This window comes from Acidovorax sp. GW821-FHT09B03, assembly GCF_059418305.1.
This window is the reverse complement of the sequence record NZ_JBWKPP010000013.1, coordinates 64,048-76,634: the sequence shown is the minus strand read 5'-3', so window position 1 is coordinate 76,634 and position 12,587 is coordinate 64,048. Positions and strand designations below refer to the sequence as shown.

13 protein-coding genes are annotated in these 12,587 nt (G+C 67.2%); 6 read left to right on the top strand and 7 right to left on the bottom strand.

Annotated elements, in window-relative coordinates:
- Window positions 1-67: 67 nt before the first annotated feature.
- Together AC07PA_RS21465 and gloA are read left to right on the top strand one after the other, a co-directional pair.
- Window positions 68-865, top strand: a complete 798-nt coding sequence (locus AC07PA_RS21465) for an SHOCT domain-containing protein (protein WP_494608863.1) — start codon at window positions 68-70, stop codon at window positions 863-865.
- 54 nt (window positions 866-919) lie between these two features.
- Window positions 920-1,333, top strand: coding sequence for a lactoylglutathione lyase (gene gloA / locus AC07PA_RS21460; protein WP_007853904.1), 414 nt, complete (start codon window positions 920-922; stop codon window positions 1,331-1,333).
- A gap of 96 nt (window positions 1,334-1,429) precedes the next feature.
- Here the strand turns inward: gloA and AC07PA_RS21455 are convergent, their stop codons facing one another.
- Window positions 1,430-1,981 (bottom strand): OmpA family protein, encoded by a 552-nt coding sequence (locus AC07PA_RS21455; RefSeq protein WP_007853907.1) that lies wholly within the window; start codon window positions 1,979-1,981, stop codon window positions 1,430-1,432.
- An 83-nt stretch (window positions 1,982-2,064) separates the two neighbouring features.
- Between AC07PA_RS21455 and AC07PA_RS21450 the strand changes: the two genes are divergently transcribed.
- Complete coding sequence (locus AC07PA_RS21450; RefSeq protein WP_494608864.1) at window positions 2,065-2,661, top strand: gamma-glutamylcyclotransferase; 597 nt, start codon at window positions 2,065-2,067, stop codon at window positions 2,659-2,661.
- A 99-nt stretch (window positions 2,662-2,760) separates the two neighbouring features.
- Window positions 2,761-3,282, top strand: coding sequence for a superoxide dismutase family protein (locus tag AC07PA_RS21445; protein ID WP_007853914.1), 522 nt, complete (start codon window positions 2,761-2,763; stop codon window positions 3,280-3,282).
- Here the strand turns inward: AC07PA_RS21445 and AC07PA_RS21440 are convergent.
- The 4 genes from AC07PA_RS21440 to AC07PA_RS21425 form a co-directional block, all read right to left on the bottom strand.
- On the bottom strand, window positions 3,269-3,838 hold the full coding sequence (locus AC07PA_RS21440; protein WP_494608865.1) for a nucleotidyltransferase family protein: 570 nt from the start codon (window positions 3,836-3,838) through the stop codon (window positions 3,269-3,271). The genes AC07PA_RS21445 and AC07PA_RS21440 overlap by 14 nt on opposite strands.
- Before the next feature lie 2 nt (window positions 3,839-3,840).
- Window positions 3,841-6,105 carry a xanthine dehydrogenase family protein molybdopterin-binding subunit gene (locus AC07PA_RS21435; RefSeq protein ID WP_007853918.1) on the bottom strand — a complete coding sequence of 755 codons (2,265 nt, stop codon included), beginning with the start codon at window positions 6,103-6,105 and terminating at the stop codon, window positions 3,841-3,843.
- Between the two features lie 13 nt (window positions 6,106-6,118).
- The gene (locus AC07PA_RS21430) at window positions 6,119-6,580 is read right to left on the bottom strand and encodes a (2Fe-2S)-binding protein (protein ID WP_007853921.1); all 462 of its coding nucleotides are present in this window, start codon (window positions 6,578-6,580) and stop codon (window positions 6,119-6,121) included.
- Between the two features lie 152 nt (window positions 6,581-6,732).
- A complete protein-coding gene (locus AC07PA_RS21425) occupies window positions 6,733-7,305 on the bottom strand; it encodes a TetR/AcrR family transcriptional regulator (protein WP_007853924.1) in 573 nt (190 codons plus the stop codon).
- 98 nt (window positions 7,306-7,403) lie between these two features.
- Between AC07PA_RS21425 and pdxH the strand changes: the two genes are divergently transcribed.
- Complete coding sequence (gene pdxH, locus AC07PA_RS21420; protein WP_494608866.1) at window positions 7,404-8,048, top strand: pyridoxamine 5'-phosphate oxidase; 645 nt, start codon at window positions 7,404-7,406, stop codon at window positions 8,046-8,048.
- Here pdxH and AC07PA_RS21415 read toward each other — a convergent pair.
- Window positions 8,045-8,998 (bottom strand): AEC family transporter, encoded by a 954-nt coding sequence (locus AC07PA_RS21415; RefSeq protein ID WP_494608867.1) that lies wholly within the window; start codon window positions 8,996-8,998, stop codon window positions 8,045-8,047. The two genes, pdxH and AC07PA_RS21415, sit on opposite strands and share 4 nt — an antisense overlap.
- 83 nt (window positions 8,999-9,081) lie before the next feature.
- Window positions 9,082-10,380, bottom strand: coding sequence for an aspartate carbamoyltransferase (locus AC07PA_RS21410; RefSeq protein ID WP_494608868.1), 1,299 nt, complete (start codon window positions 10,378-10,380; stop codon window positions 9,082-9,084).
- 254 nt (window positions 10,381-10,634) lie between these two features.
- On the opposite strand from AC07PA_RS21410, the gene AC07PA_RS21405 reads away from it, so the two are divergent.
- Window positions 10,635-12,584 carry a TonB-dependent receptor plug domain-containing protein gene (locus AC07PA_RS21405; protein ID WP_494608869.1) on the top strand — a complete coding sequence of 650 codons (1,950 nt, stop codon included), beginning with the start codon at window positions 10,635-10,637 and terminating at the stop codon, window positions 12,582-12,584.
- The last annotated feature ends 3 nt before the right edge of the window (window positions 12,585-12,587 follow it).

Genomic DNA, 12,587 nt, shown 5'->3' with positions numbered 1-12,587 from the left:
CATGCCTGGTGCTACCCTACGGGACCGCAGCGAAGCGCAGCGGCAGTGAAACCTCATCGAGGGTCGTATGGCACCAGAACTCAGCGAACACGGTCAGCAACTTGTCTTGGGCCTGTCTTCACGCACCGGCTTCAGTCCGGATGCCGTAGGGCAGTTGCTGATGGCCCTGCAAAGGGGCAACGGCACGATGGCGCAGTTTGCGCACCCCGAGTTCGGCGGCAGCGGCCAATGGGTGCGCGGCGGCATGGTCATGATCGGCGACATGTTCAATGACGCATTGAAGGCACGCGTGAATGCCCTGGCGACCGAGCTGGCCAATGCCCTTGCCGGTTCACCAGCCCCCATGCCGACAAGCCCTCTCCCATCGCAATCCCAGAGCAACGGCGCAATGGGGTTCGCCAGTGCACTACCATCGATCTTCGCCACCAATCCTCAATCCCCCTGGTATCCAGCGGACCTGGGCACCCCCAACAGCAGCGGCGCGCAGAACGCCACCCGGTATGCCTACTTCGCCGACAAGCGCCGCCTTGCGGTGGATGTGGGCGGCAGGGTGTCGCTGTACGACACGCTGGAACACCAGATCCAAGGCGTCGGCCAGCAGCAAGGCGGCACAGGCACGCTTACCTTCACCAGCCAGCACGGCACCGTGGACCTGTCTGCCCTGCCCGTGGTTCGCCAGGGTGATGATCCCGTGGTTGGACCCCAGGCAGCCGTCCCGCCCAAAGAAGCAGCGCCCGGCAGCAATAGCAACACGCAAGCGTCCATCGTCGAAACCATCTCACAGCTTGCCGCGCTCAAGGACAGGGGCATCCTCACCGAGCAGGAATTCGCGGTGAAGAAGGCCGAACTGCTCGCGCGGATCTGACCCTGCCAACACCGTGGTGTGCCTGGTCTTCGATCTGCCGGCACAATCGAGGGCATGAGATTCCTCCACACGATGCTCCGCGTTGGCAACCTTCAGCGCTCGATTGATTTCTACACCCAGGTGCTGGGCATGCAGCTGCTGCGCCAGTCCGAAAACCCCGAGTACAAGTACTCGCTGGCGTTTCTCGGCTTCGACGGCGGCAACCCCGGCCAGGCCGAGATCGAATTGACCTACAACTGGGGCACCGAAAGCTACGACTTGGGCACGGCCTACGGCCATATCGCCTTGGGCGTGCCCGATGCGTACGCGGCCTGCGACAAGATCAAGGCCGCGGGCGGCAATGTGACGCGCGAGGCCGGGCCGGTGAAGGGCGGCACCACGGTGATCGCGTTTGTGACGGATCCGGATGGGTACAAGATCGAGCTGATCGAGCGCAAAAACGACACGGGAGGCACCGGATTGCGCTGAGCGCACCGCCCTGCTGCATCCAACAAAAAAGCCCGGCAATGCCGGGCTTTTTCATTCTCTGCGCCCCACTCTGTAACGTGGAGCCCGCCATGGGGATCAGCCTGCAGCCAGCGCCACTTCCACCCGACGCGCCTCGGCATTGCTGCCGCTGGCCGTCGTTTCCTCAGGCTTCTTGAGCTCGATCTTGTCCTCGGCCACGCCCAGGCCCTTGAGCGCATCGCGCACCGCATAGGCGCGTTGCTTGGCCAGTTCGGCATTGGCGGCGGCGTCGCCCGTGGCGTCGTGGAAGCCCGAGACCACAGCCTTCTTGCCTTCGGCCACGCCCTTGACCACGTCGGCCAGGGCTTCGTTGGCGCCTGCGGCCAGGTCGGCCTTGGCGCTGGCAAAGTAGAACTTCACGACGCCGTTCTCGACGCGCACGCTGGCGGCGTCGGCCGCAGCAGCAGTTGCAGCCGTGTCAGCGGCCGGAGCGGCTGGTGCGTTGCTTGCAAGTGCGGTGGCTGCAGGGGCTGCCTTGGCGGACTTTGCGGCGCCCAGGCGCTTGACCACCACGGTACCGACCGCGGTGGAAATGATCAGTGCGATCAGGATGAACAGAAAACCGAGTGCAAAACGTTCTTGGCTGTCGTTGTCGGAACTACCGGACATGGAGTCTCCCTGTGTTGTCTCTATATGTGGTGGATATTGTCGGGCGCCCTGCTTGGGCACCTTCTTCATTGTAGAGTGATGCGATGACGAGTCTTCCCGCACCGCTGCGCGATCCTGCCCCCATGCTGGAGCGGGCCCTGCAGCAATGGGGCGGCCACCGGGACCTGTGGGTGTTCGGCTACGGCTCGCTGATCTGGCGGCCCGATTTCGACTTCAGCGAGCGCCGGGCGGCCCGTGTGCACGGCTGGCACCGTGCGCTCAAGATGTGGAGCCGCATCAACCGTGGCACGCCCGAGTGCCCGGGCCTGGTGTTTGGCATGCTCTCGGGCGGCAGTTGCCGGGGCATGGTGTTCCGGGTGGACAAGGCGCATGCGCGCCAGGTGCTGGTCAACCTGTGGCAGCGCGAGATGATGACCGGCGTGTACGACCCGCGCTGGCTCACCTGCCACACGCCCCATGGCAGCGTGCAGGCGCTGGCCTTCACCCTGTCGCGCAAAAGCCCCAACCACACGGGCGAGCTGCCCGACCAGGAGTACTGCCGTATCTTCGAGCAGGCCTGTGGCAAGTTCGGCACCACGCGCGACTACGCCCAGGCCACCTACGACGAGCTGCGCCGGCTGGGCATCCACGACCGCTCGCTGGGAAGATTACTTTCGCTTACCGACAAAAAGCAGGCATAGTGCGGCACTGGTGTGGTGCAGAGCAAGCCGTCTGCGCCACTGCACCCCTATCGACCTATCTGCCCTGTTCGTTTGTTTGTTCAAGGAGTGAGTTTCATCATGATTCTTCGTACCGCCCTGGCCGCCGCCGCCGTGGCCAGCATTGCCGGCTGCGCCGCCTTTTCGTCGTCCGGCCCTTCGGCCGTGGCCAAGCTCGAATCCACGCGTGGCAACACCACCACCGGCACGGTGACCTTCGTGCAGACCGGTGACGTGGTCAAGGTCCACGGTGAAGTCCGTGGTCTCAAGCCCGGTGCCGAGCACGGTTTCCACATCCATGAAAAGGGTGATTGCTCCAGCGGCGACGGCATGAGCGCCGGCGGCCACTTCAACCCCGGCGGCAAGCCGCACGGCAGCCATGGCGCCGCCGAGCACCACACGGGCGACCTGCCCAGCCTGAAGGCCGACGCCGGCGGCGTGGCCAAGATCAGTTTCGAGTCGCGTTCCATCCGCGTGGGCAGCACCGCCAACGACATCGTCGGCAAGGGCCTGATCGTGCACCGCGACCCCGACGACTACACCACCCAGCCCACCGGCAACGCCGGCCCACGCCTGGCGTGCGCCGTGATCACGGCGAAGTAAGCCTGCCGGCCAGGACCTGCTCCGCCCGGGCCAGGTCCTGCACGGTGTCCACATCGGTCACCGTGCCTTCGTCATCGACTTCCACCAGCCGCGACCGGCCCTGCGCCTGCTGCTCGCGCACCACGCTGGCGGCGCCCTGCTCTCCCGCCAGGGCCAGCAGGCCCGGCAGGCATTGCGCCGAAAAAGCCACCGGGTGACCGCGCTCGCCCTCGTGCACCGGCACGGCCACCGCACAGCCGTACAGCGCAGCCGCCATCCTGCGCAGGGTTTGCGGCCGCACCAGGGGCAGATCCCCGGGCAGCACCAGCCAGCCGGGCGCATCTGCCGTGGCACGCACAGCCGCCGCGATCGAATCCCCCATGCCCGGGTGGCCCGCATCCTCCAGGTGCCAGGGCAGGCCGCTGGCGCGCACGGCGGCCAGCGTGTGCTCCAGCACCGGCAGGCCATGGAGCAATGCGCTCAGCTTGTGCACGCTGCCACCTGAAGCCGCAAAGCGCTCGCCCCGGCCGGAGGCCAGCACCAGCACCACGGGGGATGGCAGCGGTTGCGGTGCCATCGTCACGCCATCTTGAACGGCAGCTCACGCGGCGTCTTGCCCGTGAGTTGCGCAATGGCGTTGGCAAATGCCGGCGCCAGCGGCGGCAGCCCGGGCTCGCCCATGCCCGTGGGCGGTTCTGCGCTGGGCACGATGTGCACGGCCACCTGCGGCATGTCGGTGATGCGCGGCACGGCGAAGTCGCCGAAATTGCTTTGCTCCACCACGCCGTCCTTGAGCGTGATGGCACCGCCCGGCAGGCACATCGACAGGCCCATCAGCGCCCCGCCCTGCACCTGGGCCTCCACGCTTTTCGGGTTGACCGCCAGGTTGCAGTGCACACCGGCCGTGATGCGGTGCAGCTTGGGGGCACCGTCCTTGACCGAGGCCTCGACCACATAGGCCACGACCGACTGGAAGGATTCATGCACCGCCACGCCCCAGGCGCGGCCCGCGGCCAGCTTCTTCTTGCCATAGCCCGACTGGGCCACCGCGAGCTGCAGCGCCGCCTTGTGGCGGGGGTGCTTGTCGCCCATCAGGCGCAGGCGGTAGGCCACGGGGTCCTGCTTGGTGGTGCGGGCCACCTCGTCGATCAGCGTCTCCATGGCGTAGGCCGTGTGGGTGGAGCCCACGCTGCGCCACCAGAGCACTGGCACGTTGACCTGTGGGTGGTGGACCGAAAGCTTCATGGGCACATCATAGGGCTCCTTCATGCCTTCGATGGCCGTGGCGTCGATGCCGTTCTTGACCATGAAGCCCTCGAACGGCGAACCCTTGACGATGGACTGGCCCACGATGGTGTGGTCCCAGGCCAGGATCTGGCCCTGGGCGTCGAAACCGATCTCGGCGCGGTGCACATGCATGGGGCGATAGTAGCCGCCCTTGATGTCGTCCTCGCGGCTCCATAGCGTGCGCACGGGCACCGCCAGGCCGGCGCCCAGCGCGGCCTTGGCCACGCCGCAGGCCTCCACCACGTAGTCGCTGGTGGGAATGGCACGGCGGCCAAAGCCGCCCCCGGCCATCTGCGTGTGCACCTTGACGTTCTGCGGCTGCAGGCCCAGGGCCTGGGCGGCGGCCACCGCGTCCAGGCCGGGCATCTGCGTGCCCATCCACAACTCGGCCTTGTCGCCAGCCAGCAGCACGGTGCAGTTGAGCGGCTCCATGGGGGCATGGGCCAGGTAGGGGAAGACGAACTCGGCGCTGATCTTGTGCGGCGCATTCGCCAGCGCGGCCGTGTCGGCCTGCATGGCGACCAGGCCGGGCTTGGCCGCGAGCGCGCGGTAGCTGGCCAGCAGTGCCGTGGTGTCGGGCTTTTCCACTGCGTCAGTGTTCCATTCCACCTTGAGCGCGTCGCGGCCCTGCTTGGCCGCCCAGTAGCCATCGGCGATCACAGCCACGCCCTCGCCGCCCCGGTCGGTGGGCACGCGCAGCACGGCCTTCACCCCCTTGACCGCCTTGGCGGCCGAGTCGTCCAGCGATTTGAGCTTGGCCGCGAACACCGGCGGGCGCGCCACCACGGCGGTCAGCATGCCGGGCAGGCGCACGTCGATGCCATAGTCCTGCAGGCCGCTGGACTTGGCCTTGGCGTCGAGCCGCCCCGTGGGCTGGCCGATCAGGCGGAACTGCTTAGGGTCCTTCAGGGTGACCTTCTCGGGCACCGGCAGCTTCATGGCAGCCTCGGCCAGCTCGCCGTAACCCAGCTTCTTGCCGCCGGGCCCCACGACAAAGCCGTTCTGCGTGCGCAGGGCCGATGCGTCCACGCCCCACTGCGCCGCCGCGGCCGACACCAGCATGGCGCGGGTGCGGGCCCCGAGCTCGCGGTACTGGGTGTAGGAGTTCTTGATGGAGTTGGAGCCGCCCGTGAGGTGCAGGCCCATGGCCGGGTCGGCATAGGCGATGTTGGCGTCGCCGTGCGTGCTGCGCACCTTGGACCAGTCGGCATCGAGCTCCTCGGCCAGGATCATGGGCAGGCCGGTCTGCACGCCCTGGCCAAAATCCAGCCGGTTGATGGTGACGGTGACGATGCCATCGGGCTCGATGCGCACAAAGGCCGAAGGCTGCTGGAAGGGCTTGAGGCCGGCGGCCGGCGCAGCTGCCGTGCCCTGCGCGACGGACGCCAGCGGAAACGCACCCAGTGCGAAGCCGGTGGCCGCCGTGACCTTGAGGAAGCTTCGGCGCGCCAGGCCTTCGGCCAGGCCCGCTTCGGCAGGCCCCTCCTGGGATTTCTCCAGCAGCGCGAGCAGGTGGCGGGGCATGTGGGCCTGAACGGTGTCGGGATGGAAATGCATGGTGTGCGCTCCTTCAGGCCAGAGTGCGGGCGGCATCATGGATGGCCGCGCGGATGCGTACATAGGTTCCACAGCGGCAGACATTGCCGGCCATGGCGGTATCGATGTCGGCGTCGCTGGGCTTCTTCTTGCCCTTGAGCAAGGCAGTGGCGCTCATGATCTGGCCGCTCTGGCAGTAGCCGCACTGCGCCACGTCGTGCTTGACCCAGGCGGCGTGCACGGCCTTGCCCACCTTGTCGCTGGCCGCGATGGCCTCGATGGTGGTGATCTTCTGGCCCGCAGCGGCCGAGATCGGCGTGATGCACGAACGGATCGGCGCGCCGTTCAGGTGCACGGTGCAGGCGCCGCACAGGGCCTGGCCGCAGCCGAACTTGGTGCCGGTCATGCCCAGCGTGTCGCGCAGGGCCCAGAGGATGGGGGTGGATTCATCGGCATCCACAGCCGTTTCTTTGCCGTTGATATGGAGGGTGGGCATCGTGGGTTCTCCTTGGGGAGGTTTTTTTACAGTGCGGCGGGAACAGCAGGACGAAGGCAGCTTGAGCGCCGCCATCGGCCAGGCAACGGGAACGCGGTAGGGGTTGCCATTTTTAAGAGAATATTTATTCGATTAAAGCGCAAATCGGCGGATCATGCTTTGAGTGCATCCCAGCACAGGCCGAAGGCCATCTGGTGCAGGGCATCGTCGTCGGGCAGCACGCCGGTGCGTATCAGGCCGGCGGTTTCGCGCACCGAGCCGATCAGGCTGGCGGTGAGCAGGGGCACCGGCACGGCCTTGAGGATCTCCTGCTGCTGGCCCTCCTGCATCAGGGCGTAGAAGCCGGCCATCAGGCGCGTGGAGAACTCGCGGTTGCCCTCGGTGAACCAGGGCGAGTTGTAGTACTGCTCCTGGAAGACCACCTCGGCATGCTGGTCCAGCCGGTGGCGCAGCAGGTTCTCCCAGATGCGGCGCACCCGGGCGCGGTACGGCAGGCTGGGCACCACGCCCTCCATGATGCGCGCGGCAGTGACGGTCTTGGCGTCCTGGTAGAGCTGGCTGATGAGCTCGTCCTTGGACGGGTAGTAGACGTAGAGCGTGCTGGTGGCGATGCCCGCGGCACGCGCGATCTGGGCCATGGTGAGCCCGCTCAGGCCGGTCTGACCCACCAGGTCGAAGGTGGCCTGCGCAATCGCGCGCTGCTTTTCATCGTCTTTGGGTTTCATCGCAACGCCAATATAAGCGAATTTTTATTCGGCAACAACCCGGCCCGACCGATCGTGCGCGCAAGGCGCCAAGCCCCGCCTTGGCGGCGTGCACAATCATGCCCATGACCACCTCCATCGCCGATCTGCGCAAGAGCTACGAGCGCGCCGAACTCAACGAAGACGCCTCGCATGCTGCGCCCCTGCAGCAGTTTGATCAATGGCTCCAGGAAGCCATTTCCGCCCAGGTGCCCGAGCCCAATGCCATGACCCTGGCCACCGTGGGCGGGGACCTGCGTCCCAGCACGCGCATCGTGCTCATCAAGGGCTATGACGAGCGTGGCATCGTCTGGTTCACCAACTACGAGAGCCGCAAGGGCCGCCAGATCGCGGGCAACCCGTTTGCGGCGCTGCAGTTCCATTGGGTGGAGCTCGAGCGCGTGGTGCGCATCGAAGGCGTGGTGGAAAAGGTCAGCGACGAGGAAAGCGACGCCTACTTTGCCAGCCGCCCGCTCGACTCGCGCATCGGCGCCTGGGCTAGCCCGCAAAGCCAGGTGATCGCGGACCGCGGCGTGCTGGTGGCCAACGCCGCCAGGTACGGCGCGCAGTTCCTGCTGCGCCCGCCCCGCCCGCCGCACTGGGGCGGCTACCGCCTGAAGCCCGAGCAGTGGGAGTTCTGGCAGGGCCGCAAGAGCCGCCTGCACGACCGGCTGCGCTACCGGCTCGACGGCGCCAACTGGGTGCGCGAGCGGCTGGCGCCCTAGACCAGAAAACGGGTCACCAAAATGATCACCACCGGCATGGTGATCAGCGCCAGCGCGGTCGACACGGCCACGCTGGCCGTCACCTCGTCCTGCGCCACCTCGTAGCGCTGCGAGAACAGGAACACGTTGGCCCCCACCGGCAGCGAGGCCGCCACGACCATCACGGCCAGCGGCATGCCCGACAGGCCCATGGCCCAGCCCACCGCGGCCATGGCGATGGGGTGCGCCAGGCACTTGACCAGCGCGATGCGCATGGCCGCGCGGAAATGCGTGCCCACCTTGGTGAAGGCCAGCGTCACGCCCACCAGCAGCAGCGCCAGCGGCCCCAGGGCCTGGCCCAGCAGTTCCAGCGGCTTGTCGATGACCAGCGGGATCGGCAGGCCCGTCTGCGCATACAGCAGGCCCACGATGATGGGCATGGGGATGGGGTGGATGATGCCGTTGCGCACCGCCATGAGCACGGTGCGCAGCATGGAGCGGTGTTCATGACCCGGCGTACCCGCCCGCTCACGCGCCGCCGCCAGCTCGAACACCACGGTGGCCGCGGTGAGCAGGATCAGCGCGTGTAGCGAGATCAGCGTGAACAGCGTGACCAGCCCGGCCTCGCCGAACACCAGGCCCACCAGCGGCACGCCGATCATCACCGTGTTGCTGAACATGTTGGCCAGTGCCCGCGCCGCCGCCAGGCTGGTGAAGCCCAGCAGCAGCATGGTGCCGCCGAACACCACGCCCGCCGCCGCGAAGTAGGCAGCGATGGGCGCAAAGTCCACGTCGCCCAGGTGCACCGAACTCATGGTTCGGAATAGCAGCGCCGGCGTCAGCACCATGAACACCAGGTTAGAGAGATCCTTGACCGAGCCCGCCCTGATCCAGCCCTGGTGCCCCGACAGAAATCCGATGGCAATGAACAGGACGACGGGGATCAGGGAGGCGAAGACGGGGGAGTTCACGGTGCAGCGGCGCGCGGGGAGGGAGACAGCGAGTGTAGTACCCGCAAGGGTTTTCCCTCGGAGGCTGAAAGGCTCTCAGCCTCTCAGTCCAATCCGTCGAACACCGCATCGTCAGGGCCCACATGGGAGGGCGAGCGCCAGCCGGCATCGCGCATCGAGCGCGCCACCTGGTTTTCCACCCCCATGAGCACTGCGAACAAGGCCATGCGCACGGGGATGCCGTTGTCCGTCTGGCGAAAGATGGCCAGGCGCGGGTCGTGGTTGAGGTCGGTGGAAAGGTCGTTGGCCCCGGGCCGGCCATCGCGCGGCAGCGGGTGCATGAGGATGGTGTCGGGTTTGCACAGCTCGTCCACCAGCGACTTGCGGATCTGGAACTCGGGGGTGTAACCCTCGATGGCCTCGCCCACGAAGCGCTCCTTCTGGATGCGCGTGGCATAGACCACGTCGGCACCGCGCAGGCCGTCCTGCAGCGAGGTGGTCTGCTCGATCACATGGCCGTTGCGCGCCACCAGCTCCAGCAGGTAGGCTGGCATCTCCAGCGACGGCGGGGCCACCAGGCTGAACTTGAGCCCCTTGTAGAGCGCCAGCAGGCGGATCAGCGAGTGCACCGTGCGGCCGTACTTGAGGTCGCCCACCAGGGCCACGTGCGTGCCATCGACCAGCTTGCCCAGGCGCGAAAACTCGCGCTGGATGGTGTACAGGTCGAGGATGGCCTGGCTCGGGTGCTCGCCCGGGCCATCGCCCGCATTGATCACGGGGATGTTGGTGGCGCGCGCGAACTCGGCCACGGCGCCCTGCTCCGGGTGGCGCACCACCAGCGCGTCCACATAGCCGGCCATGACGCGGCTGGTGTCGTAGATCGACTCGCCCTTGGCCATGGAGGAAAAGGTGAACCCCGTCGTGTCGCACACCGTGCCGCCCAGGCGGCAGAACGCCGCGCCAAAGCTCACCCGGGTGCGCGTGCTGGCCTCGAAGAACAGGCTGCCCAGCACGGCGCCTTCCAGCACGCGCGAGACCTTCTGGCGCCGGGCGATGGGCTGCATCAGGTCGGCCACCTGGAACAGTTCCTCCAGGCTGCCGCGGTCGAACTGGGCCACCGAGAGCAGGTGCGGCCGGCCCTCGGCGGCGATGCGATGGGCCAGCGGCTGGGCCGTGGGCGCCCTGCCCCGCTGCGTGCCTGCGCTTCCCGCTTCGTGCGTGAGGAGGATCTCGGAGACGAACTTCTCCACCATCTCCGGCATGCTGCGCGACTCGCCCGAATCGGCCGGCAGCAGCCAGGTATCGAGGGCCCGGCGGCGCACGCCCAGCCGGTCGGAAAACGCATCGCGCGTCAGGTTGAGGCGGCGCATGGCGTCGCGCAGGAAGTCTTGCTGGCTGTTCATGACCAGCAATTATACGCAATGAGCAGTTTTATATAACGCATTGCGTATATTTCTTGCGCACACGAAGGGATGTAACTCAGATCTTGAACTAAGGTAAACCCAGGCCCCGGCAGCTGCCAGAAGAGTAGGATGAAAGCATTTGTTACAGCCATCGGGCGCAGCTTGCGATGACGGCTGGACAGGCCCACGATAGAGATGCCATGACAAGACCCCCACCATGTGCAGGACGCAGTCGGCTTGCCCTCGGGATGTGCATGGCTGCCTGCCTGGCTTCCGGGGCCCAGGCCGATGTCGCCCAGCTGCCGCTGGAGCAATTGATGCAGATGGAGGTCCGCACCGCGAGCCGCTACCTGCAAAGCGCGCTCGAGGCCCCGGCTGCGGTCAGCGTCGTGACCGCGGAAGACATCCGCACCTTCGGGTACCGCAACCTGGCCGAGATCCTGGCCAGCATGCGCGGGCTGTATGTCTCCTACGACCGGTCCTACCACTACCTGGGCATGCGCGGCTTTTCCACGCCGGGGGACTACAACACCCGGGTGCTGCTGCTGGTCGATGGGGTGCGGTTCAACGACAACCTGTACGACCAGGCGCCGGTGGGCACGGATTTCCCGATCGACATCGACCTGATCGAACGCGTGGAGTTCGTGCCCGGGCCGAGTGCGGCCGTCTATGGGGCGAATGCCTTCTTCGGCGTGCTCAACATCATCACGCGCGAAGGCCGGCAGCTCAAGGGCGCCCAGGTCAGCACCGAACTGGGCAGCCACGGCCACGCCGGGTTGCGCTTTACGCTGGGCACGGTGGACGGGCATGGCGGCGACTGGCTGGTGTCTGCATCGCGCTCCACGACCCGGGGCGAGGACCTCTACTTTCCGGCCTACGATACACCCGCCCAGAACCAGGGCATCGCGCAAGGCCTGGACTACGATCGCAGCACCCGCTTCTTCGCCAAGTGGCGGCGCGGGGGCGTGACGCTGTCCCTGTCGCACGGCGAGCGCCAGAAGGGCTTGCCCACGGCGGCCTTCTCGCAAGTGTTCAACGACCGGCGCTCCCGCGTGGCCGACTCCAGCACCCGCCTTGCGGCAGAGTACGCCGGGCAGTGGAACCCCACCCTGCATTTCACGGCAAGGCTCCACGGCGGCCAGTACCGGTATGTGGGCGACTATGTCTACGACTACCCGCCCGTCACCACCAACCGCGACATCGGTAGCGGCCGCTGGGTGGGCTCGGAGCTGCAGTGGGTGAGCACCGCATTCCAGCGGCACAAGATCTCCTGGGGCGTGGACTACCGGCGCGACCTGGACATCACGCAGCGCAACCTGGACCTCGCGCCCGAAGCACACTACCTCAACAAGAGCAGCAGCGGTGACGTCATGGGCGTCTACCTGCAGGACGAGGTTGCGCTGCGCCCCGACCTGGTGCTGCACGCCGGGCTGCGCTGGGGCAAGCACTCGGACAGCCAGGGCAGCCTGCACCCACGGCTGGGTTTGGTGTACCTGGTGGGGCCGGCAACGGCCCTCAAGCTGCTGTACGGCACGGCGTACCGGCCACCCAACGCCTATGAGCGCGACTACCGCGTGGAAACCCCCGGCGGCGTGGTCGGCACGGCCAGCCTGCGCTCCGAGCGCATCCGCACCACGGAACTGGTGCTGGAGCATGCCCCGTCGGGTGCCTCGCGCGCGCTGCTCACGGTGTTCCAGTCGCGCGTCTCGCACCTGCTGGCGATCGGCGAGGCACTGCAGGCCGACCGGTTCATGTTCGGCAATGCCAACAGCGTCGGCGTGTACGGAATGGAAACCGAGATCGAGCAGCGCCTGGGGCCCGACGCCCGGCTGCGCCTGGCCTACAGTTGGCAGCGCGCCCGCGATGCCCTGACGCGGGAGACCCTGGCCAATTCGCCCCGACACCTGCTGAAGGCGCAGTGGTCCAGCGCCATCGGCAGCGCCGACGCTGCGCCATGGGCCCGCGGGCGTTTCGGGGTGGAAGCCATCGCCATCGGCGCGCGCAACACCCTGGCTTCGCGCCTGCCGGCCCACGCGCTGGCCAATCTGACCTACACCACGCGGCTGGCGGGCACGGATGTCTCCCTCGGGGTGTACAACCTGTTTGACCGGAGGTTTGCCGACCCTGCGTCCTTCGAGATCCGCGGCGACTCGCTCCTGCAGGACGGCCGGACCCTGCGCCTCAAGCTCACCTATGCGTTCTAGGCC

Coding starts and splice junctions, on each gene's coding strand:
- AC07PA_RS21465 (WP_494608863.1), top strand. CDS start 68: ATGGCACCAGAACTCAGCGAACACGGTCAGCAACTTGTCTTGGGCCTG.
- gloA (WP_007853904.1), top strand. CDS start 920: ATGAGATTCCTCCACACGATGCTCCGCGTTGGCAACCTTCAGCGCTCG.
- AC07PA_RS21455 (WP_007853907.1), bottom strand. CDS start 1,981: ATGTCCGGTAGTTCCGACAACGACAGCCAAGAACGTTTTGCACTCGGT.
- AC07PA_RS21450 (WP_494608864.1), top strand. CDS start 2,065: ATGACGAGTCTTCCCGCACCGCTGCGCGATCCTGCCCCCATGCTGGAG.
- AC07PA_RS21445 (WP_007853914.1), top strand. CDS start 2,761: ATGATTCTTCGTACCGCCCTGGCCGCCGCCGCCGTGGCCAGCATTGCC.
- AC07PA_RS21440 (WP_494608865.1), bottom strand. CDS start 3,838: ATGGCACCGCAACCGCTGCCATCCCCCGTGGTGCTGGTGCTGGCCTCC.
- AC07PA_RS21435 (WP_007853918.1), bottom strand. CDS start 6,105: ATGCATTTCCATCCCGACACCGTTCAGGCCCACATGCCCCGCCACCTG.
- AC07PA_RS21430 (WP_007853921.1), bottom strand. CDS start 6,580: ATGCCCACCCTCCATATCAACGGCAAAGAAACGGCTGTGGATGCCGAT.
- AC07PA_RS21425 (WP_007853924.1), bottom strand. CDS start 7,305: ATGAAACCCAAAGACGATGAAAAGCAGCGCGCGATTGCGCAGGCCACC.
- pdxH (WP_494608866.1), top strand. CDS start 7,404: ATGCCCATGACCACCTCCATCGCCGATCTGCGCAAGAGCTACGAGCGC.
- AC07PA_RS21410 (WP_494608868.1), bottom strand. CDS start 10,380: ATGAACAGCCAGCAAGACTTCCTGCGCGACGCCATGCGCCGCCTCAAC.
- AC07PA_RS21405 (WP_494608869.1), top strand. CDS start 10,635: ATGGCTGCCTGCCTGGCTTCCGGGGCCCAGGCCGATGTCGCCCAGCTG.